At 67.8% G+C, this 21,775-nt stretch carries 20 protein-coding genes and 1 tRNA gene; 11 read left to right on the top strand and 10 right to left on the bottom strand.

Annotation, left to right across the window (positions count from 1 at the left end):
- Positions 1-6 precede the first annotated feature (6 nt).
- The gene (arcD, locus tag J2X70_RS20160) at positions 7-1,428 is read left to right on the top strand and encodes an arginine-ornithine antiporter (protein ID WP_309911871.1); all 1,422 of its coding nucleotides are present in this window, start codon (positions 7-9) and stop codon (positions 1,426-1,428) included.
- Between the two features lie 19 nt (positions 1,429-1,447).
- Here arcD and J2X70_RS20155 read toward each other — a convergent pair whose 3' ends face one another.
- The 9 genes from J2X70_RS20155 to J2X70_RS20115 form a co-directional block, all read right to left on the bottom strand.
- Positions 1,448-2,398: an alpha/beta hydrolase gene (locus J2X70_RS20155; RefSeq protein ID WP_309911869.1), complete on the bottom strand. Its 951-nt coding sequence runs from the start codon at positions 2,396-2,398 to the stop codon at positions 1,448-1,450.
- A gap of 159 nt (positions 2,399-2,557) precedes the next feature.
- Positions 2,558-2,634, bottom strand: a tRNA-Asn gene (locus tag J2X70_RS20150).
- A gap of 22 nt (positions 2,635-2,656) precedes the next feature.
- On the bottom strand, positions 2,657-3,127 hold the full coding sequence (gene rlmH / locus J2X70_RS20145) for a 23S rRNA (pseudouridine(1915)-N(3))-methyltransferase RlmH (protein ID WP_025879294.1): 471 nt from the start codon (positions 3,125-3,127) through the stop codon (positions 2,657-2,659).
- Positions 3,128-3,190: 63 nt separating this feature from the next.
- Positions 3,191-3,604, bottom strand: a complete 414-nt coding sequence (gene rsfS / locus J2X70_RS20140; protein ID WP_025879295.1) for a ribosome silencing factor — start codon at positions 3,602-3,604, stop codon at positions 3,191-3,193.
- A gap of 58 nt (positions 3,605-3,662) precedes the next feature.
- Positions 3,663-4,328, bottom strand: coding sequence for a nicotinate-nucleotide adenylyltransferase (gene nadD / locus J2X70_RS20135; protein ID WP_025879296.1), 666 nt, complete (start codon positions 4,326-4,328; stop codon positions 3,663-3,665).
- A 3-nt stretch (positions 4,329-4,331) separates the two neighbouring features.
- On the bottom strand, positions 4,332-5,369 hold the full coding sequence (gene holA / locus J2X70_RS20130) for a DNA polymerase III subunit delta (RefSeq protein ID WP_059064761.1): 1,038 nt from the start codon (positions 5,367-5,369) through the stop codon (positions 4,332-4,334).
- A 12-nt stretch (positions 5,370-5,381) separates the two neighbouring features.
- A complete protein-coding gene (gene lptE / locus J2X70_RS20125; protein ID WP_033831702.1) occupies positions 5,382-5,957 on the bottom strand; it encodes an LPS assembly lipoprotein LptE in 576 nt (191 codons plus the stop codon).
- Between the two features lie 139 nt (positions 5,958-6,096).
- Positions 6,097-8,736 carry a leucine--tRNA ligase gene (gene leuS, locus J2X70_RS20120; protein WP_025879299.1) on the bottom strand — a complete coding sequence of 880 codons (2,640 nt, stop codon included), beginning with the start codon at positions 8,734-8,736 and terminating at the stop codon, positions 6,097-6,099.
- Between the two features lie 105 nt (positions 8,737-8,841).
- Positions 8,842-9,450 carry a DUF998 domain-containing protein gene (locus tag J2X70_RS20115; protein WP_033831703.1) on the bottom strand — a complete coding sequence of 203 codons (609 nt, stop codon included), beginning with the start codon at positions 9,448-9,450 and terminating at the stop codon, positions 8,842-8,844.
- 153 nt (positions 9,451-9,603) lie between these two features.
- Between J2X70_RS20115 and trxA the strand changes: the two genes are divergently transcribed.
- From trxA to J2X70_RS20090, 5 genes are all read left to right on the top strand, one after another.
- The gene (gene trxA / locus J2X70_RS20110; RefSeq protein WP_134832905.1) at positions 9,604-10,461 is read left to right on the top strand and encodes a thioredoxin; all 858 of its coding nucleotides are present in this window, start codon (positions 9,604-9,606) and stop codon (positions 10,459-10,461) included.
- Between the two features lie 107 nt (positions 10,462-10,568).
- Complete coding sequence (locus tag J2X70_RS20105; RefSeq protein ID WP_218787810.1) at positions 10,569-12,269, top strand: FecR domain-containing protein; 1,701 nt, start codon at positions 10,569-10,571, stop codon at positions 12,267-12,269.
- Positions 12,266-13,900 carry a CHASE2 domain-containing protein gene (locus J2X70_RS20100; RefSeq protein WP_033831706.1) on the top strand — a complete coding sequence of 545 codons (1,635 nt, stop codon included), beginning with the start codon at positions 12,266-12,268 and terminating at the stop codon, positions 13,898-13,900. The genes J2X70_RS20105 and J2X70_RS20100 overlap by 4 nt, the downstream gene beginning before the upstream one ends.
- Positions 13,901-13,989: 89 nt before the next feature.
- Positions 13,990-14,442, top strand: a complete 453-nt coding sequence (locus J2X70_RS20095) for a DUF4442 domain-containing protein (protein ID WP_025879093.1) — start codon at positions 13,990-13,992, stop codon at positions 14,440-14,442.
- A 53-nt stretch (positions 14,443-14,495) separates the two neighbouring features.
- Positions 14,496-15,215: a hypothetical protein gene (locus J2X70_RS20090; protein ID WP_033831708.1), complete on the top strand. Its 720-nt coding sequence runs from the start codon at positions 14,496-14,498 to the stop codon at positions 15,213-15,215.
- Positions 15,216-15,222: 7 nt separating this feature from the next.
- Here the strand turns inward: J2X70_RS20090 and J2X70_RS20085 are convergent, their stop codons facing one another.
- On the bottom strand, positions 15,223-16,470 hold the full coding sequence (locus tag J2X70_RS20085) for a hypothetical protein (protein WP_309911861.1): 1,248 nt from the start codon (positions 16,468-16,470) through the stop codon (positions 15,223-15,225).
- Between the two features lie 108 nt (positions 16,471-16,578).
- On the opposite strand from J2X70_RS20085, the gene J2X70_RS20080 reads away from it, so the two are divergent.
- The 5 genes from J2X70_RS20080 to J2X70_RS20060 all read left to right on the top strand — a co-directional run bounded on the left by J2X70_RS20080 (position 16,579) and on the right by J2X70_RS20060 (position 21,572).
- Complete coding sequence (locus J2X70_RS20080; RefSeq protein ID WP_032975065.1) at positions 16,579-17,262, top strand: DUF502 domain-containing protein; 684 nt, start codon at positions 16,579-16,581, stop codon at positions 17,260-17,262.
- Positions 17,259-18,044, top strand: a complete 786-nt coding sequence (locus J2X70_RS20075; RefSeq protein ID WP_025879090.1) for a queuosine precursor transporter — start codon at positions 17,259-17,261, stop codon at positions 18,042-18,044. Before J2X70_RS20080 ends, J2X70_RS20075 begins: the two co-directional genes overlap by 4 nt.
- Positions 18,045-18,140: 96 nt before the next feature.
- On the top strand, positions 18,141-20,084 hold the full coding sequence (locus tag J2X70_RS20070; protein ID WP_032975066.1) for a DUF885 family protein: 1,944 nt from the start codon (positions 18,141-18,143) through the stop codon (positions 20,082-20,084).
- A gap of 16 nt (positions 20,085-20,100) precedes the next feature.
- Positions 20,101-21,171, top strand: coding sequence for a serine hydrolase domain-containing protein (locus J2X70_RS20065; protein ID WP_309911859.1), 1,071 nt, complete (start codon positions 20,101-20,103; stop codon positions 21,169-21,171).
- Entirely contained in the window at positions 21,168-21,572 is a 405-nt protein-coding gene (locus J2X70_RS20060) for a VOC family protein (RefSeq protein ID WP_080148315.1), read from the top strand. The genes J2X70_RS20065 and J2X70_RS20060 overlap by 4 nt, the downstream gene beginning before the upstream one ends.
- The last annotated feature ends 203 nt before the right edge of the window (positions 21,573-21,775 follow it).

The following is a 21,775-nucleotide window of genomic DNA, read 5'->3' as shown; positions in this document are numbered from 1 at the left end:
GGCGCGATGCCCTCCTCCACTCAACGCCTTGGCCTGGCCGCACTGACCGCGCTGGTGGTTGGTTCGATGGTGGGCGCCGGCATCTTCTCGCTGCCGCAGAACGTGGCGCGCAGCGCCGGCCCGGCCGCCGCGCTGATCGGCTGGGCGGTGAGCGGTGCCGGCATGCTGATGCTTGCCTTCGTGTTCCAGGCCCTGGCCAATCGTCGCCCCGACCTGGACACCGGCATCTATGCGTACGCGCGCGAAGGCTTCGGCAACTACATCGGTTTCTCCGCCGCGTGGGGCTACTGGGTCGCTTCGGTACTCGGCAACGCCAGTTTCTTCGTACTGATCTTCAGCGGTCTCGGCCACTTCGCACCGGTGTTCGGCGAAGGCAATACACCGGCCGCCATCGCCGCATCGTCCGTGCTGCTGTGGACCGTGCACCTGCTGGTGCTGCGCGGCCTGCGTACCGCGGCGATCATCAATGGCCTGGTCACCGTGGCCAAGCTGGTGCCGATCGCGCTGTTCCTGGTCCTGGCGGCCGGTGCGTTCCGCATGGACGTCTTCCGCGCCGACTTCTTCGGCGCTCCCGCGCTGGGCGACATGGGCCAGCAGCTGCGCGGGATGATGCTGGTCACCGTGTGGGTGTTCATCGGCATCGAAGGTGCCAGCATCTATTCGCGGCGCGCGGCACGACGCGCCGATGTCGGCCGCGCCACGGTGATCGGCTTCATCGGCGTGTGGCTGCTGCTGGTGCTGGTCAGCCTGCTGTCGATGGGCGTGCTGTCGCAGGCCGAGCTGGCGGGCCTGCCCAATCCCTCGATGGCCTATGTGCTGCGCGCGATCGTTGGCGAATGGGGAGCGACGGTGATCATCATCGGCTCGATCATCTCGGTACTGGGCGCGCTGCTGGCGTGGGTGCTGCTGTGCGCCGAAGTGCTGTTTGCCGCCGCTGGCGATGGCACGATGCCGGCCTTTCTCGGCCGCGAGAACGCGCGCGGCGTGCCCGCCAATGCGCTGTGGTTGAGCAATGGCCTGATCCAGTTGTTCCTGCTGCTGGTGCTGTTCAATTCGGGCAGCTACACCAGCCTGGTGCTGCTGGCGGCGTCGATGAGCCTGGTGCCGTACTTCCTGTCCAGCGCATTCGGTGTGAAGCTGGCTTGGCAGGGCGAGGCCTACGCCAGCGCGGCCGGCGCCCGCTGGCGCGACTTCATCGTCGCGCTGCTGGCCAGCGCCTATGCGTTGTGGCTGGTGTATGCCGGTGGCCTGGACAACCTGCTGCTGTCGGTACTGCTGTATGTGCCGGGCGTAGTGCTGTACGCGTTGACCCGACGCCAGCGCGGCGAGCGGGTGTTCACGCGCTGGGAATGGGTGCTGTTCGGCGCGATCCTGATGGTGGCGATCGCTACGCTGGTGGCGTTCGCCCGTGGCGCGCTGACCTTGTAAGGCCGAGCCACGCCCGACGCTAGTGCTTCGTCAGCATGCCGATGTCATGCATCCAGCGTTCTGCCAGGCTGGGCCATGCCGACACCGGCGCATCTTTCAGGCGCAGGCCGAACGCGTGGCCGCCGTGCGCGAACAGATGCATTTCAACCGGCACGCCGGCCCCGATCAGTGCGCGGTGATAGACCAATGCATGACGGACATCGTCCGTCGGGTCATCGGCAGCCTGTACGATGAACGTCGGCGGCGCCTTTGCATCGACCACGATGTCTTTTTCCAGCGAATCATCCTTGCGTACCCAGAGATGCCCTGGATACAGCAGCATCGCGAAATCCGGCCGGCTGGACTGCACATCGGCCGCATCCAACGGTGCATAGCTGCGCTGCGCATTCGTGCTCAACCCGGCCACCACATGGCCGCCGGCCGAGAAGCCGATCACGCCCAACCGTTGTGGATCGATCTTCCAGCGCGCGGCCTGCGCACGCAGCAGGCCCATTGCCCGCTGCGCATCCTGCAAGGCCATCGGCACGGCCGGAATGTCGCGGCAGTTGCATTCGCGGTCCCAGTTCGGCCCCGAGGCCGGTACGCGATACTTCAGCAGTGCGCAGGTGACGCCCTGCGCGGTCAGCCAATCGCAGATCTCGCTGCCTTCCAGGTCGATCGCCAGCACGTTGTAGCCACCACCCGGTATCACCATCACTGCCGTGCCGTTGGGCGAGCCTTTCGCCGGGAACACGGTGAGCGTGGGCACGGCCACGTTCTGCAGCATCATCCAGCGCTCGCCACTGGCCTTGGACACGGTTTCGCTGACCTGCTCGCGGCCTTTCAGCTTCGGCGGTGCCATCACCTTCCCATCCGGCCACAGAGGGAGTTCGGTGGTACCGGCTGGCGGGTGCCAGGTAGCAGGCGCGGCGGCCGATGTGGTAAATGGCAGCAGGACCATCAGCAGACGAAATGCAAAGCGAGCGCGCATCGTCAACATCCACGTGATGGACCTGCAGTGTAGAGTCGAGTCCGCTCGAAAGATCGCGCGCGATGCATCCACGCATGGCGTGGATCCACCGCCGCACGCGACTGCACGGCGCGACACAACAAAAAAGGCCTGCATCTTGCGATGCAGGCCTCTTGAATGTGGCGCCCGAAGTTGGACTCGAACCAACGACCCCCTGATTAACAGTCAAGTGCTCTAACCGGCTGAGCTATTCGGGCAGACCGCCAGTATAACGACTCTTCACGCGCGATGGTAGGGGTGATTGGCCAACATCGCAGCAGCGCGATACAACTGCTCGGCCACCACCAGCCGCACCAGCATGTGCGGCAGCGTCAGCGGGCCGATCGACCACTTTTCGTCGGCCAGCGCAGACACTTCCGGCGAATGCCCTTCCGGGCCACCGATCAGGAACGCCAGGTCCCTGCCCTGTCCACGCCAGTGCTCCAGGCGCTGCGCCAGCTGTTCGGAACTGAGCTGGCGGCCCGGTACGTCCAGTGCAACGACATAGGCATTCTTCGGCAACGCAGCGATCACCCGCTTGCCCTCGTCCTCGGTGGCGCGACGTGCGTCGCGCCCTTTGCCACGCAGGCCGGGCTCGATCTCCACCAGCTCGAACGGCAGCCAGTGCGAGAGCCGCTTCTGGTACTCGGCGAACCCCTGCGCCACCCAACTGGGCGCGCGTTCGCCGGTGGCGATCAGGCGAGCTTTCATCAACATTCCTCCAAAACGTCGACGGCGCCATCGGCGCCGTCGAAAACTGCATCAAAGAATGGCTCAGGCCACTTCGTCATCGTCGTAGGACGGCGGCTGGTCGCCAACGGTCCACAGGCGCTCGAGCGCGTAGAACTCGCGCACGCGCGGCAGCATCACGTGCACGATGACGTCGCCCAGGTCGACCAGCACCCATTCGGCTTCACGCTCGCCTTCAACACCCAGCGGCATGACGTCGATGTTCTTGGCGAAGCGCACGACTTCGTCGGCGATGGACTTCACATGGCGGGTCGAAGTACCCGATACGACCACCATGTAGTCGGCGACGCTGGACTTGCCGCGTACGTCGATCTCGACCGGGTCCTTGGCCTTCAGGTCTTCGGTGGCTTGACGGACGCTGGCCAGCAGTTCCGGCACGGAGGGCGGCGGGCTGGGCAGATCGACCTTGATGGTCTGGGGCTGGGTCTGGTTGCTCAAAGCGGGTCGACTCGATAAACGTGGGGGCGATTATACGGGCACAGCGCGGCAACCGTATTCACGAGGTGGCGGGGCGGTACAGGCCATGGCCAGAAACGTAGTCGGCCACCGCCGGTGCCAGCATGGCCCGCCAGGGACCGCCCGCGGCGATCTGGGCGCGCACGGCACTGGCCGATTCCACCCGCAGCGGGTGGTGCAGGCGCAGGATGCGGCCGGCCGGGCTGGTGAACAGGGCCTGCTCGTTGTCGGCCCAGCGCCCCTCGGTGGCCTGACCCAGCGCGCCGTCGACACTGGCCCGCAGCGGGCTGCCGGGCCGCTCGGCAACGATGAAATGGGCCAGACCGAACAGCGCCTGCCACTCGTGCCAGCTGGGCAGGCCCAGCAGGCTGTCGGCCCCCACCAGCCACGCCAGCGGGCGGCTGGGGCCCAGTTCGGCCCGCAGTTCGCGCAGGGTATCGACGGTATAGGAAGGTCGGCCAGGGAAGCGCTCGGCCCGATCCAGCTCATGACGGTCCAGCAGCAGGCCCGGCTCATCGCCGATGGCCAGGCCGAGCATGGTGCAGCGTTGCTCGGCGGTCGCGCCCGGTACCGCGCGATGCGGCGGGTCGGCGGCAGGCAGCATGCGCACCGCCACCTGCAGTTCATCGCGCGCGGCGCGCGCGATTGCCAGATGGCCCAGATGCACCGGGTCGAAGGTGCCCCCGTAATAGATCCGCAGGCTCATGGATCAGGCCCGGGCGAGCAGCCGCACCGCACGCGCTTCGGCCACCGCCACCAGCAGGCGCTCAAGTGCAAGCCAGGCATCGCCGTCTGCGCGGCCCTTGGCGATGCGGTCAACCAGCCCTGCTTCGGCCACGAAACGCTCCCAGCGCTTGCCTTCCGGGTGCCGCTGCAGCGCGCGCTTGTAGGGCGCCTGCCGCGATTCCCAGATACCCCGGGATTTCATCTCCGCCGCCAGATTGCCGCCACGTGCCTGTACCCGTGCCAGGCCGGCACCGGCCAACAGCTCGCGGATCACGATCGGCATCAGCGCGGCCACGGCCTCGCCTTCGCCGCGCAACCCGGCCAGCATCCTCAGTACCGCCTGGGGCTGGCCGGAGAAGGTGGCTTCCACCAGCCGGAACACGTCGTAGCGGGCAGCATCGGCCACCAGCGATTCCATCCGTTCCACGTCCAGGGTCTGGCCGTCGGCCAGCAATACGAGCTTGTCGATCTCCTGCGCAGCCGCCAGCAGGTTGCCTTCCACGCGTTCGGCCAAGCGCTGCACGGCCGCCGGTTCGGCGCGCAGGCCCCTGCTGCGCAGGCGCCGTTCGATCCAGTCCGACAGCTCATGCGGCTTGATGGCCCAGGCCACCGACAGCACGCCGACGCGGTTCACCGCCTCGGCCCATTTGCCCTGGTGGGCCTTGCTCCATTCGTTGGCGGTGATCATCAGGATCACGTCCGGCGCCGGGTTGGCGCAGAACCGGCTGATCACCTCACCGCCGTCCTTGCCCGGCTTGCCGCTGGGCAGGCGCACTTCCACCAGGCGGCGGGCACTGAACAGGCTGGGGGCATTGAAGCTGGCGTCGAGCTGGTTCCAGTCGAAATCACGGCCATCGGCATCGAACACTTCGCGCTCGTCGATGCCGGCCGCACGTGCACGGGCACGCACGGCATCAGCTGCCTCCAGCACACGCAGCGTTTCCGGACCGGCGATCAGGTAGACCGGCGCCAGCGCCGTGTCAGCGCCCTGCCCGGCCAGCTGTTCCGGTCGCAGTTCCATCAGGCGCCCGGCTCAGTGCTGGACGGCGGGTGCGGGCTCGACCGGATCGTGCTCGACCGGTTTCGGCGCCGACAGGCTGCCGCCCTTTTCCAGTTCGGCGCGGACCACGCTGTCGATGCGGCGGATGATCGAGGCCGACATTTCCCGGCGCAGTTCATCGGCCAGGATCTCGCGCTCGGTGGTGGTACCGGTGGCGTCGGTCGGCGGCGACACGTAGTCGCGCGACAGTTCGATCACCTGCTGCGGCACCAGTTCGCTGCCATCTTCGCGGCGGAAGATGAAGATCACCGCATAGCGCAGGCTGTATTCCTGCGCGCGGCCCTGCGAGTCGATCGCGATGGGCAGGTCGCCCCAGCGTTCGGACAGCACCTGCAGCTGGGCATTGGGGCCCTCGCTGTCCTCATCGGCCAAGCGCGCACCGGATGCCAGCAGGCTGCGGTTCAACAGCTTGACCAACTCGCTGTAGGGCGCGGTGGAGACCACCTTCACCGGCGCCGTGTCGGTCGGCAGCATCAGCTTGTTGCGCAGGTGGAAACCGCAGCCGGCGAGGCCGAGGACGAGAACGAGGGCAAGCAGGATTCGGGTCATGGAGACAGTCTGGCGGAGCCGGGCGATCACGGCAACAGACAGGGTGCCCGAGGCCGCGTGAACGCAGGGCCATCGGCCGGGCGTGCCCGGCGTGGCGACAACGCACCGACCGCCACGATGGCGGCCGGTGCCAGGTACATCAGGCAGCGACGATGTTCACGATCTTGCCGGGGACGATGATGATCTTGCGCACCGTCAGGCCTTCCAGGAACTTGGCCGCGTTCGGCTCGGCCAGCGCCAGCGCTTCAACCTGTTCGCGCGCGGCATCGGCGGCGACCTCGATCGTGCCGCGCAGCTTGCCATTGACCTGCACGGCCAGGGTCAGCGCGTCGCGAACCAGCGCACTGCTGTCGGCCTGCGGGAACGGCTGGTCTTCCAGCAGCGTTTCGCCATGGCCCAGCACCTGCCACAGGGCGTGGCTGGCGTGCGGGGTGATCGGGTTGAGCAGCAGCACGATGGCCTGCAGCGCTTCCTGGCGCACGGCGCGCCCCTGCTCGCTGCCGTCCTCGAACTTGGCCAGCGCGTTCATCAGCTCCATCACCGCGGCAATGGCGGTGTTGAAGCTGTGGCGGCGGCCGTAGTCGTCACCGACCTTGCCGATGGTCTCGTGGGTCTTGCGGCGCAGGGCCTTCTGGCTGGCATCCAGTGCAGCCGCGTCGAGCGCCGGTGCGGCACCGTCGGCAGCGTGCTTCTGCACCTGTGCCCACAGGCGGCGCAGGAAACGGGCCATGCCGTCCACGCCGGCTTCGTTCCATTCCAGCGACTGTTCCGGCGGTGCCGCGAACATCGAGAACAGGCGCACGGTGTCGGCACCGTACTTGCCGACCATCGCCTGCGGGTCCACGCCGTTGTTCTTCGACTTGGACATCTTCTCGGTACCACCGACCACCACCGGCTGACCGTCGGCGATCAGGGTGGCGCCGGTGATGCGGCCGCGCTCGTCGCGCTGCACTTCCACATCGGCCGGGTTGATCCAGTCCTTCGAGCCGTCCGGGTTCGGGCGATAGTAGGTCTCGGCGATCACCATGCCCTGGCACAGCAGGTTCCGCGCCGGCTCGTTGCTGTCCACCATCCGCGCGTCGCGCAGCAGCTTGTGGTAGAAGCGGAAATACATCAGGTGCAGGATCGCGTGCTCGATGCCACCGATGTACTGGTCCACCGGCAGCCAGTAGTTGCCACGCTTGTCGACCGCATCGCGGGCGCCCGGCGAGGTGTAGCGGGCGTAGTACCAGCTCGACTCCATGAAGGTGTCGAAGGTGTCGGTCTCACGCTCGGCCGCGCCGCCGCAGTCCGGGCAGGTGGTCTTGCGCCATTCCGGATCGGCCTTGATCGGCGAACCGGTGCCGACGAAGTTGACGTCTTCAGGCAGCACCACCGGCAACTGGTCTTCCGGCACCGGCACCGCGCCACACTTGTCGCAGTAGATCACCGGGATCGGGCAACCCCAGTAGCGCTGGCGGCTCACGCCCCAGTCGCGCAGACGGTAGTTCACCCGGCGCTGGCCCTGGGCCTTGCGCTCGAAACGCTCGGCCAGCGCTTCGAAGGCGCCCTGGAAGTCCAGGCCGTCGAACTCGTCGGAGTTGACCAGTTCGGTCTCGCGGGTCTTGTCGCCGTACCAGTCCTGCCAGCGCGTCGCGTCGTAGGCGCTCTCGTCCTTGCGCAGCGACTTCAGCGCGATGACCTGGCGGATCGGCAGGTTGTACTTGTTGGCGAATTCATTGTCGCGCTGGTCGTGGCCCGGCACGGCCATCACCGCGCCGGTGCCATAGCCCATCAGCACGAAGTTGGCGACCCACACCGGCACCTGGGCACCAGTAACCGGATGCACGGCGCGCAGGCCGGTATCCATGCCGCGCTTTTCCTGGGTCTCCAGCTCGGCCTCGGACACGCCGCCCTGCTTCATTTCCGACAGCAGCGCAGCCAGTTCCGGATTGTTCTTCGCAGCATGCAGCGCCAGCGGGTGTTCGCCGGCGATCGACACGAAGGTCACGCCCATCACGGTATCCGGGCGGGTGGTGAACACGCGCAGCGGATCCAGTGCGGCGCCATCGACGTCGCGCACATCGAACTGGATTTCCAGGCCTTCGGAACGACCGATCCAGTTGCGCTGCATGGTCTTGACCGAGTCCGGCCAGCCGTCCAGTTCATCCAGGCCGTCCAGCAGTTCCTGGGCGTAGTCGGTGATGCGCAGGAACCACTGCGGGATCTCACGCTTTTCCACCAACGCGCCGGAGCGCCAGCCACGGCCGTCGATGACCTGTTCGTTGGCCAGCACGGTCTGGTCGACCGGGTCCCAGTTCACCACCGCGTTGCGGCGGTAGGCCAGGCCCTTGCGCATCAGGCGGGTGAACATGCGCTGCTCGTGGACGTAATAGTCCGGGCGGCAGGTGGCGAACTCGCGCGACCAGTCGATGGCATAGCCCAGCGACTTCAGCTGGCTGCGCATGTGGTCGATGTTCTTGTAGGTCCAGGCGGCCGGCGCGGTCTTGTTCTTGATCGCGGCGTTTTCCGCCGGCAGGCCGAACGCGTCCCAGCCCATCGGCTGCAGGACGTTGTGGCCGGTCATGCGCTTGTAGCGGCTGATCACGTCGCCGATCGTGTAGTTGCGCACGTGGCCCATGTGCAGCGCACCGGACGGATACGGAAGCATCGACAGGCAGTAGTACTTCGGCTTGTCCGAGGCTTCATCGACCTCGAAGGCACGGGTAGCATCCCAGTACTGCTGGGCGGCGGATTCAACCTGCTGCGGATCGTAAACGTTGGGTTCGACGCTGGTCATGTAACACGCGGTTGCGGCGGCAAAGCGGTACAGCGTACCGCAGTGCGGCAAATGGCTCCAATCCTGCCTGCCGGACCGGCGCGCGGCGTGGCTGCGGGAAGCGTCTCAGCGCCCGCGCGACAGAGGCAGGGCCAGGGCCAGCCAGAGCGCCCAGCAGGCAAAGGCCAACCGCTGCGCCAGCGCCGCCGGCAGCACCCCCGGCAGGCCGAACGCCAGCAGACCGGCACCGATTCCGCAGGCCAGCGTCAGCAGGCCCAGCCTGCGCCCGCCGGAATGCCGCAGCCGCGCCGCGCCCAGCATCACGCTGCCGGCGACAAAGGCCAGTGCCCAGACCATCCACACGCTGGCGTGCAGCTTGCTGGCAGGGCCCTGCATGCCCATCTGGTCTTCGAAATCCAGCGGCAGCAGGCCCATCGCGATGAAGGCGAGACCGGCCAGCAGCAGCATCTGGCTGCCCACGCGTGCCGTCCAGGCGGCGTCCACCGGCAGCTGCCGGCGCAGGCGCTCGGCCACGACCACCGCCAGTGCACCCGGCAGCACCAGGCCCAGCAGGTTGAAGCCCAGCGCATGGGGGATGCCGTGCGCGCCCAGCCAGGTCACCGGATGCATCGCCTGCGAATAGTCCGGCAGGGCCGCACCGAAGCCGGCCACCGACAGCACGAACAGGGCTGCGGCGAGCATGCCTACCCAACGATCCAGCCGAACCACGGACATTGCAGCCACTCTTCAGGAGAACATCAGGCCATTGTCACGGCAGCCGGCACCTGCGCCAAGCCGTCCGCGATTTCATGGGGGGCGTGACCGCAGGGTTGAGACCGGCAAGGTTCGTCACCATAGAATCGGTCTCCAGATGCCGAACGATGCCCCATGACCGAGACGACCTACGTATTCGATGCCACCACTGCCACCTTCGAGGCGGAAGTGCTGCAGAAGTCGCTGCAGACGCCGGTCCTGGTGGATTTCTGGGCGACCTGGTGCGAGCCGTGCAAGACCCTCGGCCCGATGCTGGAGAAGCTGGCCGGCGAATACAACGGCGCGTTCGAGCTGGCCAAGGTCGACGTGGACAAGGAACAGCAGATCGCGGCGGCCTTCCAGATCCGTTCGGTGCCCACCGTGTTCCTGGTCAAGGGTGGACAGCTGGTGGACGGCTTCCCCGGCGCCCTGCCGGAAGGCCAGCTGCGTGAATTCCTGGCCCAGCATGGCGTTGTGCCGGCTGACGTCGGCGACACCATCGCCGAGGACGAAGCGCCGCTGGACCCGCAGGCACAGGTGGACGTGCTGCGCGCGCAGATCGCCGCCGAGCCGGACAAGGATGAGCTGAAGCTCGACCTGGCCCTGGCCCTGCTGCAGGTCGGCGGCGTGGACGAGGCCGGCACCCTGATCGATGCCCTGCCCGCCAACCTGGCCACCGACGACCGCGCCGTGCGTGGCCGCGCCCGGCTCTCCTTCGCCGCCGCGCTGAAGGATGCCCCGCCCGCCGAGGAGCTGGATGCGCGCATCGCTGCCGACGGCAAGGATCTGCAGGCACGCCACCTGCGGGGTGTGCAGCTGCTGCTGGCCGGCGAGGACGAAGCTGCGCTGGAACAGTTCCTCGAGATGCTGCGGATCGACCGCAGTTTCCAGGAAGGACTGCCGCGCAAGGCCCTGATCGATGCGTTCAACGTCATCGCCGATGAAGACCTGGTCGGCCGTTCGCGGCGCCGGATGGCCTCCCTGCTGTTCTGAACGGCACCGGCATCGTTCAGAATCCCTGCACTGAACGCGGGCAATAATGCCCGCGATGGTGGCCCCCAGGGCCGCCACGATCCGTTCGGGGGGATGAGGTCGGGGCCATGGGGTCTTGCTGCTGCGCCCCCGCTTTGCCGGGACAGCTATCCGTGACCGTTGGCCGCTCGTCGTCTTTCATCAAGTATTTCCTGCGCACACTGCTGTGTGCCCTCTGCCTGTGGCCGGCGCTCGCCGGCGCGCAGGACTGGAACTACCGGGTCCGCCCCGGCGATACCCTGTGGGATCTCGGCGCGGCCTACCTCAAGCCCAGCATCGGCTGGCAGCAGCTGCAGCAGCACAACCGCATCGACAACCCGTACCGGCTGCCGCCGGGTGAACTGCTGCGCTTCCCGATCGGCTGGCTGCGCGTTGAGCCCGCCCCGGCGCGGGTACTGGCCGTGCGTGGGCAGGTTGAACTGAGCGCGGCCGATGGCAGCAGCAGCCGCGCCGTGCGCGCAGGCGAACAGCTGCACATCGGTGACGCGATCCAGACCAAGGCCGATTCCAGCATCACCCTTGAGTTCGCCGATGCGTCGCGCCTGCAGCTGCGCGAATACTCACGCCTGCGCCTGGACCAGCTCAGCCGCTATGGCCGCACCGGCATGGTCGATACCCGCCTGCGCCTGCAGCAGGGGCGCGCCAGCAACCGGGTCACCCCTGCGCGCGGGCCCGCCTCGCGCTACATCATCGATGCCCCTACGGCCACCAGCAGCGTGCGCGGCACCGTGTTCCGGGTCAGCGCCGGCGATGATGCCCATGCCGGTGCCACCGAAGTACTGGAAGGCAAAGTGCAGGTCGGCAACCCGCATGGCCAGCGTCTGGTGCACCCCGGCCAGGCCAGCCGCAGCGCCGGCAGCGGAACGGCGCCCGAAGCGGTTTCCGGTTTGCTGCCGGCACCGCGCCTGCGTGCCGATGCGACCCGCCTGGGAGCCCTGCCGGCCCAGCTCGCGTGGGAGCCGGTGACCGGCGCCGATCACTACCGGGTCGAAGTGGTGCAGGCCGCCACCCCGGAAATCCTGTTGTTTGCCGCCGACACCGCCGACACCCGGCTGCTGATCGGCGAGCTGCCGCCAGGAACGCTGCGCCTGCTGCTGCGGGCGGTGGATGCACAGGGTGTGGAAGGCCTGGATGCCAGCGAGGATTTCGTCCTCGACGACCAGCCGCCACCGCCGCTGACCATTTCCCCGCTGCAGGGACAGGCGGTCAACAGCGACCGTCCCCGCTTCCACTGGAGCCAGGCGCCCGGTGCCAGCAGCAGCGTGCTGCAGGTGGCCGACGAGCCGCAGTTCCTGCAGCCGCTGCGCGAGCAGAGCACCGGCGGCACCGACCTGCGCCTGGGCCAGCCGCTGCCTCCCGGCCAGTACTACTGGCGGGTCGCTTCGCGTGATGACCAGGGCCACCAGGGTCGCTACGGCCAGGCAGTGACGCTGCAACTGACCGATGAACCGGTGGACCCGGCACTGCAGCCGCCCGAAGCCGTCGATGGCGAGCTGACCCTGCGCTGGCAGGCGGGAAGCGAAGGGCAGCGCTACCGCGTGCAGGTCGATCGCCGCGGCGACTTCAGCGCGCCGCTGCTCGATACCACCGTCGACCAACCGCAGGTCAGTTTCAAGCGCCCGTGGCGCGGCACGCTGCACATCCGCGTGCAGTACATCGATGACGACGGCCATGCTGGCCCGTTCTCGCCCGCCCAGCAGGTCAAGCTGCCGTGTCGCCTGTGCTACGGCGCCAGCGGTGGTGCCCTGCTGCTGTGGCTGTTGCTGTGAGGCGCTCGCCGCTGCCGTGGTCGCGACGGATCCTGCTGGCCCTGCTGGCGGGTGTAGCGACGGCGGTGGTCAGCCATGGCCAGTGGCTGTGGCGGCAGGACGAAAGCGCGTACGACCTGATGGTCGGCAGCTGGGATTACCGCCCCGACCCCAGCGTGCTGATCGTGGCCATCGACGAAGGCAGCCTGCAGCGGTTGGGCCAGTGGCCGTGGCCGCGCTCGATGCATGCCCGCCTGCTGGACCGCTTGACCGACGCCGGTGCCGAGCGCGTCGCGCTGGACCTCATGCTGTCCGAGCCCGACCGTCGCGATGCGCGCCAGGATGCCGAGCTGGCAGCGGCGATCCGTCGCAACGGCCGTGTGGTACTGCCGGTGCTGGCCGCGCCGGCCGCCGGCGACCGCATGGCCGAGGAGATGCTGCCGATCCCGCTGATTGCCGCCAGCGCTGCCGCCATCGGCCACAGCGACGTTGAAGTCGACGGCGATGGTGTCGCCCGCGGGGCCTACCTGCACGCCGGCATCGGCCAGGCGCACTGGCCGGCACTCGGCCTGGCGTTGACCGGCCTGCCGCCGCAACGCGCACAGGGCCTGCCCGATCCCGACCCGGCGCTGGACTCGCCCTATCAATGGCGCCGCAATGATTACGTGCGCGTGCGTTATGCCGGGCCACCGGAACGCTTGCCGCAGGTGTCCTACGCCGATGTGCTGGAAGGGCGCGTGGATGCCTCGATGCTGCGTGGCAGGCGCATCGTGGTGGGCATGACGGCCAGCGGCATCGCCCTCCGCCTGTTGACACCCACCACCCGCGAATACTGGATGAGCGGCAGCGAGTACCAGGCCAACATCGCCTCGATGCTGCTTCAGGACAAGCAGATCAACGTGTTGCCCCGCGCCTGGCAGGACGCCCTGGCCGGCCTGCTGGTGGCCATGTGCGTGCTGCTGCTCGGGCTGCGCTTGCCCTGGGTAGTTGCGCTGTGCTCGCTGCCGGCCGCGCCGCTGCTGAGCTGGCTGCTGCTGCGCACCGGCAGCCTCTGGTGGGCGCCGGCCAGCGCTCTGCTCGGCGTCGTGCTCGTGCTGACGGCGTGGGCGACCTGGCGCATCGCCTCCTGGCACCGCCAGGCCAACCGTGATGCGCTGACCGGACTGGGCAACCGCCTGCGCTTCGAACAGTCGCTGCAACAGGAATGCGATGCGGCACGCCGCAGTGGCAAGCCACTGACCCTGGCCCTGATCGACGTCGACCACTTCAAGCACCACAACGATCGTCATGGCCACCAGGTCGGCGATCGCGTGCTGTGCGAAGTGGCCCGCCTGATCCAGGCGCATGCCCGGCGCCCCCGTGACATGGCTGCCCGCTACGGCGGCGACGAGTTCGCACTGGTGTTGCCCGACACCCCGGTTGAAGGCGCGCGGCAGGTGATCGAAGACCTGATCTCCTGCATCCGCGCCCTGCCGCCGCCCGGCGATGGCAGCGACACAGGCGTCACCCTGACCATCGGCGTCTACACCCGTGTGCCTGACGGCGACCTGCAACCGCATCATTTCGTCGAAGGCGCCGACAACGCGCTGTACCGGGCCAAGGACAATGGCCGCGACGGCTACGTGATCGACGGCGGCACGCCCGGACCGTAACGCCCGGCAGGCCTGTCGGGGCGCTGCGGGCTACAACATACGCATGCGAATGGTTAGACTGGGCGCCCCGTCCCCTGCCCGGTTCCCGCATGAAAGCCAGCACGTTCCGCTTCGGCATCAACCTGTGGCCACCATTCCTGTTCACCGGCATCCATGTCGCCCGGATCACCCCGGACTACCGGCAGATCGACGTGGAACTGCGCCTGCGCCCCTGGAACCGCAACTACGTCGGCACCCACTTCGGTGGCAGCCTGTTTGCGATGACCGATCCGTTCTGGATGCTGGGCCTGATGCACACCCTGGGCCGCGACTATTACGTCTGGGATCGCGCCGGTGCGATCGATTTCCTCAAGCCCGGTCGTGGAACGGTGCGCACGTCTTTCCGCATCGACGATGCACTGCTGGATGAACTGCGCACGGCGGCGGCTGGTGGCGAAAAAGTGCTGCGCTGGTTCAGCAACGACGTGGTCGACGAAGCCGGCGAGGTGGTCGCGCAGGTACGCAAGCAGGTCTATGTGCGCCTGAAGCCACACGCACGGTAAAGCGGGCCGGCTGACGCCCGGCTATCCTCTGCAGCCCTGCCATGGAGGCTGCAATGCGCCTTTTCTTCCTTGCTGCGGCACTGACCGCCCTGCCCTTCGCCGCCACTGCACTGGACGTGCCGCCGGTGCGCTATCCCGCCGTGCCCGCGCACGCCGCCACGGCCGAGGGTTTCGTACCTGCCGGCTGGACGCTGGAATACAGGATCGAAGGCGACCTCGACCAGGACGGGCGCGCAGACCTCGCGCTGGTGCTGCGCCAGCAGGACCCGCGCAACATCATCGAACACGATGGGTTTGGCCCTTCGCCGTATGACAGCAACCCGCGCATCCTCGCCATCGCCTTCGCGCGACCGTCCGGTTACGTGCTGGCCGCGCAGAACCACACGCTCATTCCACGGCCGGACTCGCCCGTGCTCAGCGATGCGCTGGCCGAAGGCACCGGCGTGTCGATCCAGCGCGGCGCACTGCGGGTTGGGTTGTACTCGTTCTCCAGCGCGGGCAGCTGGTCGATGGGCACCACCACGTTCACGTTCCGCTGGCAGGAAGGCAACTTCGCGCTGATCGGCTACGACCGCGACACGATGATGCGCAATTCCGGGCAGACCGAGGGCCTCAGCGTGAACTACTCCACCGGCAAGGTGAAGCTGACCGAAGGCAGCATGCAGGACGACAAGGAACAGGTGCGCTGGCAGACCCTGCGTGACCGCAAGCACTGGACGCTGGACAGCGTCGGTGATGGCTGGGCGTTCAATCCGCTCGGCGACGGCGGCTGAGCGCGGGTCAATCCGCCCGCAACGGCATCGACAGATGCGGGCCTTCGCCTTCGCGCGCAGGTCCGCGCCGCAGCAGCTGCAGGTAGCGGCCATCGGCAGACACCTCGGGCGTGCGGGCGTGCGAACGCCATTGCGCCGGCAACCGCGCCAGCGCCTCGTCGGCGGGCCCGGGCTGTAGCCGCAGCCAGCGCTGCGCGCCGAGCAGGCGGATCATCGCCGCCGTGTCCTGGCTGCGCGCCGCGTACGGCGCATAGGACGGCCCGGCGATGGCACTCAATGTGCATCCCAACGGGTTGGCCATGCAGCGCACATCCCATCCGAGTGGTGGCGACACAGGGAGCGGGACGTCGGCCGCCAGCGCCGTGGCTGCAGCAGGCCGGCATGCCCAGCCGAAATTGCCGGCGATCCGGGCCAGGGTGTGGTCGCGATCCAGCAGCAGACGGCTGCCTGCTGTCTGCGTGGACGCTTCCACCGCCGCCTTGTTCATCGCGAACTCGCCCTGCATTGCCTGGCACAGGCTCTGTTCGTTCGCGTCCAGTGGCTGCAGCGCCGCCTCGCAGGGGACGGGCAGCGCGTAATCCGGCGATTGCTCGACCAGCATCTCGCCAAGCAGTGCGGCATGGGTCCGCACCACGGCGGCGCCCATCATGCTGTCCACCAGCGTGCTGCCGGTCCGCATCATCCGCCGACCAAACCGCACCGCGCTGCAGCTGCCCTCGATGGCACCGGCAACATCGCCCTGCAGATAGGCCAATGCCTGTGCACTAGCCCCATCCAGCAGCGGCGCGTAGGCCGGCAGAGGCAGCAGCTCGCTTCCGCTGGGCCTGAACGGGGAATCGAAGCGATCGTAGTCCGCCATCCGGGCCAGTCGCTCATGCAGGCCGGCATGCCCAGTGTGGGCGTCAGCGAAGCGCTGCGGATCAGCGCGTACCTGTGCCAGGCAGCCGACCGGCCCGACTGCACAACGACCTGAGCGGCCCGGATTCAATGGTGCGTGCCTGGCGGCCAGCACCGACGCTTGCGACGTGTGCGTGGGCGCCGTCTGCCAGCGCTGCAGATCTTCGGCCAATGCCGCCTCACGCTGGGCCAGGTCCAGCCCATCGAAGGGCAGCGTCCACAGCAGGGCGAAGCCGTTCCTGCCCTCGCTGCGATGCGCGGCTTCAAGCAGGCGGACATCCTCCCGCTGGGCGGCCGACAACGGCCAGAACCTCGACAGCAGCCATGCCGCGATGGCGATCACCAGCAGACCCAGCATTGCCCAACCCAACCACCGCAGCATCCTCAACACAGCATCCCTTCCCTGCATGGCCAGCGCCGCCAACGGGCAGCGTAAACGAGCGGCCGCGACCGCTACAATGCGCGCATGTCGCTCGATGCCCCCGCCCTGGTTCCCCGTCCCTCCCTGCAGCGCCTGTTCCTGACCGGCCTGCTGACCCTGTTGCCGATCTGGCTGACCTGGGTGGTGGTCAAATTCGTGTTCGTGCTGCTGTCGGGCATCTCCAGCCCGCTGGTGGTGCCGCTGTCCGAACAGATCGCGACCAGCTTCCCGCATTACCTCGGCTGGGTCCGCGCCGAATGGATCCAGAACACCATTGCCCTGCTGGCCACCCTGCTGGTGATCCTGGCGGTTGGCGTGGCCAGCCGCCGCGTGGTCGGCCAGCGCCTGCTGCGCTGGGTCGGCGCGGTCATCAAGCGCATTCCGCTGGCCAGCATCATCTATGACAGCGCCAAGAAGCTGCTGGACATGCTGCAGACCGAACCGGGCAGTACCCAGCGCGTGGTGTTGATCGACTTCCCGCACCGCGACATGAAGTCGGTGGGCCTGGTCACCCGGGTCATCAAGGAACAGGGCACCGACCGCGAACTGGCGGCCGTCTATGTGCCGACCACGCCGAACCCGACCTCCGGCTATCTGGAGATCGTGCCTGTCGAACTGCTCACCCCGACCGACTGGACGGTGGACCAGGCGATGAGCTTCATCATTTCCGGCGGTGCAGTGGCACCAGCCAGCGTTCCGTTCACCCGCGCCGGCGATCGTTCCGAATGAGCGAGGCGTCGCACGCGCGCCCGCTGCAGGACCGCGCGGTCCTGCTGTTCATCGTGCTGGCTGCGTTCTTCTGCGGCAACGCGGTGCTGGCCGAACTGATCGGGGTGAAGATCTTCGCCCTGGAAGACACCCTCGGCATCGACCCGCTGAACTGGAACCTGTTCGGCCAGACCGGCTCGTTGAGCTTCACCGCCGGCACGCTGCTGTGGCCGGTGGTGTTCATCATGACCGACACCATCAACGAATTCTTCGGCAAGCGCGGGGTGCGTTTCATCTCGTGGCTGGCGGTGGTGCTGATCGCCTACGGTTTCCTGTTCGCCTTCGCGGCGATCTCGCTGGCACCGGCCAGCTGGTGGGTAACCTCGATGGATGCCCACGGCGTGCCCGATTACCAGGCCGCGTTCGCGGCGGTGTTCGGACAGGGCATGTGGACCATCGCCGGTTCGCTGGTGGCGTTCCTGTTCGGCCAGTTGATCGACGTGGCGGTGTTCCACCGCATCCGCCAGGCAACCGGCGAGCGCCATGTATGGCTGCGTGCCACGGGTTCCACTGCGGTCTCGCAGCTGGTGGACAGCTTCGTGGTGATCTGGATCGCCTTCGTGCTCGGCCCGCAGCACTGGCCGACATCGCTGTTCCTGGCAGTGAGCAGCGTCAACTACGTCTACAAGATGGGCTTTGCGATCGCCCTGATTCCGTTGCTGTACCTGATGCGGCGAGCAATCACCCGCTATCTGGGCGAACACCGCGCCGCCGACCTGCGCGCTGCGGCCGCGGCTGACTGAAGCCCCAGCGACGCGCAAGCTGACTGCGCCCCCACGCTGGCCGTACGCGCGCGGATCGTGCAAGCTCCACGGTCTGTGTTCCACGGAAGCTTCTTGATGCCGTATTCCCCCCGCGTCCTGGCCGCCGCCATCGCCGCGTTGTTCCTGTTCAGCGCCGTTCCGCCGGCCGAAGCAGCGAAGAAGAAGGGCAGCCGCCCCGCCGCCGCGCAGACCCGCCAGGCGGCCAAGCCGAAGGCCCGCGCCGGCACACGTGCCACCACGCCCGCCCGCGGCAGTTCGGCGCGCCGCGCCGCGCCGCGCCCGGTCGCCCCTGCCCGTGCGGTGCCCAAGCAGGTGCAGCTGGAGCGGCTGTACGACGAATACTGGGATGCCTCCATGCGATTGAACCCGCTGCAGGCCACCTTCCAGGGCGAGCCGCGCTACAACGACCAGCTGCCCAACATCCTTTCTGCCGCGTGGCGCCAGCAATCGCACGACTTCACCACCGAATGGCTGGGCAAGGTCGAGAAGATCGGCAGCGACGGCCTGCAGGGGCAGGACCTGCTCAGCTACGAGATCTTCGTGCGTGATGCCCGCGCTTCGCTGGCCGCCGAACGTTATCCGAGCTGGATGATGCCGATCAGCCAGTACTACAACGTCGGCAGCATCATGGCCATCCTCGGCGCCGGTGCTGGCGCACAGCCGTTCAATACGGCCAAGGACTACGACACCTGGTCGCGACGCTCGCTGGGCATCCCCGACCTGTTCGAGCAGGCCATCGACAACATGCGCCAGGGCATGAAGGCCGGCGTGGTGCAGCCGCGCGACCTGATGGAAAAGGTGCTGCCGCAGCTGGACGCGGTGATCAAGCCGACCGCCGAAGAGAGCATCTTCTGGTCGCCGATCCGGACCATGCCCGAGTCCATCTCCGCCGAGGACAAGGCGCGCATCAGCGCCGAGTACAAGCGCATGATCGAACTGCGCATCATGCCGGCCTACCGCGCCCTGCGTGGCTTCATCGCCACCGAATACCTGCCTGCCACGCGCAGCAGCAGCGGCCTTGGCGCACTTCCCGACGGCCAGGCCTGGTACGCCAACCTGATCGTGCAGACCACCGCCAGCCAGCAGACCGCCGCGCAGCTGCATGCGCTGGGCGAGCAGCGTGTGCAGGAGCTGCAGGCGCAGATCACCACGGTGATGCGCGACGGCAAGCTGCGCAGTTCGCAGGCCAAGCTGCTGCGCAGCATGCGCAACGACCGCCAGTTCCAGTACAGCGATGCCAACGCGCTGCTCAACCGTTACCGGCAGGTGCAGCAGCAGGTCGATGCACGCCTGCCGCAGGTACTGGACACCCTGCCGAAGGCGCCGCTGCAGATCCGTGCAGTGGAACCGGAGCGTGCCATGACCGCCGCCGCAGCCTCCTACCAGCCGTCGCCGCCGGGACAACCCGGCGTGCTGTTCGTCAACACCCGCGACCTGCCCAGCCGCAAGCGCTGGAACGTGCCGGTGCAGTACCTGCACGAAGCCATTCCCGGCCACCATGTGCAGCTGGGGCTGCAGCAGGAACTGACCAAGCTGCCGCGCTTCCGCCGCCTCGGCGGTGACCTCGCCTTCGTCGAAGGCTGGGGCCTGTACGCGGAAACCCTGGGCGACGAGCTCGGCGCGTACACCGATCCGTACGACCGCATCGGCTATCTGTATTCGCGACTGCTGCGCGCCGCGCGCGTGGTCGCCGATACCGGCGTGCATGCGCAGGGCTGGAGCAAGCAGCAGGCCGTGACCTATCTGCAGAAAACCGTGGACATGAGCGCTGACGATGCCAACGCGGAAGTGGAACGGATCATGGCCCAGCCTGGCCAGGCGCTGTCCAACGTCGCCGGCCTGACCACGATCATCGCCCTGCGCGACAAGGCCAAGGCGCGCCAGGGCGCTGCGTTCGACCTGCGCCGCTTCCATGCCGAAGTGCTGAAGGACGGTTCGATGCCGCTGGATGTACTGGACCACAAGATCGAACGCTGGCTGGCGCAGCCGGCCGCTGCAACGCCTGCGCCTGCGCCCTGACCGCCACGGAGCTGCCATGCGCCCTGCCGCCCTGCTGTGTGCCACGGTTCTCGCTCTGCTGCCGTCGATAGCGTTGGCAGCGGCACCGCTGGCACCTCCGGATGCAGGCATCGATGGACTGATGCAAGCCTACGACGGCCAGGTGCCGGGCGCAGCGGTGCTGGTGCTGCACGACGGGCAGCCGGTGTTCCGTCGCGGCTACGGCCTGGCCGTGGTTGAAGATGGCAGCGCAGTCACGCCGGCCAGCAACTTCCGCCTGGCCTCGGTCAGCAAGCAGTTCACCGCTGCGGCGGTGCTGTTGCTGGTCGAGGACGGTCGCCTGGCGCTGGACCAGCCCGCGCGGCGCTGGCTGCCGGAACTGCCGCCCGCTGCTGCCGGCATCACCCTGCGCCAATTGCTGTCGCACACCAGCGGCCTGCTGGACTACGAAGACCTGATGGACCCTGCCGACACCCGGCAGGTGCACGACACCGATGTGCTGGCGCTGTTGGCCCGCGAAGATCGACTCGCCTTCGCACCCGGCAGCCGGTACCGCTACAGCAACAGCGGCTACGCACTGCTGGCGCTGATCGTCGGCCGCGCCGCCGGCAGCGACTTTGCCAGCTTCCTGCAGCAGCGCATTTTCCAGCCGCTGGGCATGGCGCATACCGTCGCCCACCAGGACGGGGTCGACCAGGTCGCGCAGCGGACCTATGGCTACAGCGAAGTTGACGGACGTTGGCAACGCACCGACCAGAGCACCACCAGCGCCGTGCTCGGCGATGGTGGCATCTACTCCTCGCTGGACGACCTCGCCCACTGGGACGCGGCCCTGTACGACGACCGCCTGCTGTCGGCCGCATCACGCAAGGCCATGTTCAGCCCGGCCACCGCCACCACCGAAGCGGACGTACCGCACTACGGCTTCGGCTGGCGCCTGAACGGCCGCATGCACTGGCACAGCGGCGAGAGCATCGGCTTCCGCAACGTGATCCTGCGCTACCCGGACAAGCACCTGACAGTCATCGTGCTGAGCAACCGCAACGCCCCCGAACCCTATCCGCTGGCGCTGAAGATCGCCCAGCGCTGGCTGGACACCCTGCAATGACCACCACGACCACCGGCCTGCTGGGCATCCACCATGCCGCACTGATCTGCAGCGACTACGCCCGCTCGAAAGACTTCTACGTGCGCGTGCTGGGCCTGCGCATACTGGCCGAGAACCACCGCGCAGCACGCGACTCGTGGAAACTGGACCTGGCCCTGCCCGATGGCGGCCAGCTGGAACTGTTCTCCTTCCCCTCGCCCCCCGCACGGCCCAGCCGCCCCGAAGCCCAGGGCCTGCGCCATCTCGCGTTCCGGGTAGCCGCGCTGGAACCCTTCATCGAACGCCTGGCCCGCCACGGCGTCGAATGCGAACCGATCCGCGTGGACGAATACACCGGCCGCCGCTTCACCTTCTTCGCCGACCCCGACGACCTGCCGCTGGAGCTGTACGAGATCGGTTGAGCGATTTTCAATCGACAAGCATTCATCAACGCATGACGTAGATCTGCGTGTCGACCAAGGTCGACACCCACCAAGAGCAGGCAACGCCATTCCAACCGATCGCGGAACCTGTCGAAGGCGGGGTGGGTCCGGTTGCGGGGGTGTCCGCGGCATGGATGCCGCGGCCAAGCCCCCAAGGACGGGTTTACGGCGTCCCCCGCAAC

The organism is Stenotrophomonas sp. 1337 (assembly GCF_031455455.1).
Classification (GTDB): Bacteria; Pseudomonadota; Gammaproteobacteria; order Xanthomonadales; family Xanthomonadaceae; genus Stenotrophomonas; species Stenotrophomonas indicatrix.
Note: the sequence above shows the minus strand (reverse complement) of the source record. Positions and strands in the feature narration are given on the sequence as shown.

What these genes read in the sequence shown, in the direction of transcription:
- arcD (WP_309911871.1), top strand. Translation starts at nt 7, where the DNA reads ATGCCCTCCTCCACTCAACGCCTTGGCCTGGCCGCACTGACCGCGCTG.
- J2X70_RS20155 (WP_309911869.1), bottom strand. Translation starts at nt 2,398, where the DNA reads ATGCGCGCTCGCTTTGCATTTCGTCTGCTGATGGTCCTGCTGCCATTT.
- rlmH (WP_025879294.1), bottom strand. Translation starts at nt 3,127, where the DNA reads ATGAAAGCTCGCCTGATCGCCACCGGCGAACGCGCGCCCAGTTGGGTG.
- nadD (WP_025879296.1), bottom strand. Translation starts at nt 4,328, where the DNA reads ATGAGCCTGCGGATCTATTACGGGGGCACCTTCGACCCGGTGCATCTG.
- holA (WP_059064761.1), bottom strand. Translation starts at nt 5,369, where the DNA reads ATGGAACTGCGACCGGAACAGCTGGCCGGGCAGGGCGCTGACACGGCG.
- lptE (WP_033831702.1), bottom strand. Translation starts at nt 5,957, where the DNA reads ATGACCCGAATCCTGCTTGCCCTCGTTCTCGTCCTCGGCCTCGCCGGC.
- leuS (WP_025879299.1), bottom strand. Translation starts at nt 8,736, where the DNA reads ATGACCAGCGTCGAACCCAACGTTTACGATCCGCAGCAGGTTGAATCC.
- J2X70_RS20115 (WP_033831703.1), bottom strand. Translation starts at nt 9,450, where the DNA reads ATGTCCGTGGTTCGGCTGGATCGTTGGGTAGGCATGCTCGCCGCAGCC.
- trxA (WP_134832905.1), top strand. Translation starts at nt 9,604, where the DNA reads ATGACCGAGACGACCTACGTATTCGATGCCACCACTGCCACCTTCGAG.
- J2X70_RS20105 (WP_218787810.1), top strand. Translation starts at nt 10,569, where the DNA reads ATGGGGTCTTGCTGCTGCGCCCCCGCTTTGCCGGGACAGCTATCCGTG.
- J2X70_RS20095 (WP_025879093.1), top strand. Translation starts at nt 13,990, where the DNA reads ATGAAAGCCAGCACGTTCCGCTTCGGCATCAACCTGTGGCCACCATTC.
- J2X70_RS20090 (WP_033831708.1), top strand. Translation starts at nt 14,496, where the DNA reads ATGCGCCTTTTCTTCCTTGCTGCGGCACTGACCGCCCTGCCCTTCGCC.
- J2X70_RS20085 (WP_309911861.1), bottom strand. Translation starts at nt 16,470, where the DNA reads ATGCTGGGTCTGCTGGTGATCGCCATCGCGGCATGGCTGCTGTCGAGG.
- J2X70_RS20080 (WP_032975065.1), top strand. Translation starts at nt 16,579, where the DNA reads ATGTCGCTCGATGCCCCCGCCCTGGTTCCCCGTCCCTCCCTGCAGCGC.
- J2X70_RS20075 (WP_025879090.1), top strand. Translation starts at nt 17,259, where the DNA reads ATGAGCGAGGCGTCGCACGCGCGCCCGCTGCAGGACCGCGCGGTCCTG.
- J2X70_RS20070 (WP_032975066.1), top strand. Translation starts at nt 18,141, where the DNA reads ATGCCGTATTCCCCCCGCGTCCTGGCCGCCGCCATCGCCGCGTTGTTC.
- J2X70_RS20065 (WP_309911859.1), top strand. Translation starts at nt 20,101, where the DNA reads ATGCGCCCTGCCGCCCTGCTGTGTGCCACGGTTCTCGCTCTGCTGCCG.
- J2X70_RS20060 (WP_080148315.1), top strand. Translation starts at nt 21,168, where the DNA reads ATGACCACCACGACCACCGGCCTGCTGGGCATCCACCATGCCGCACTG.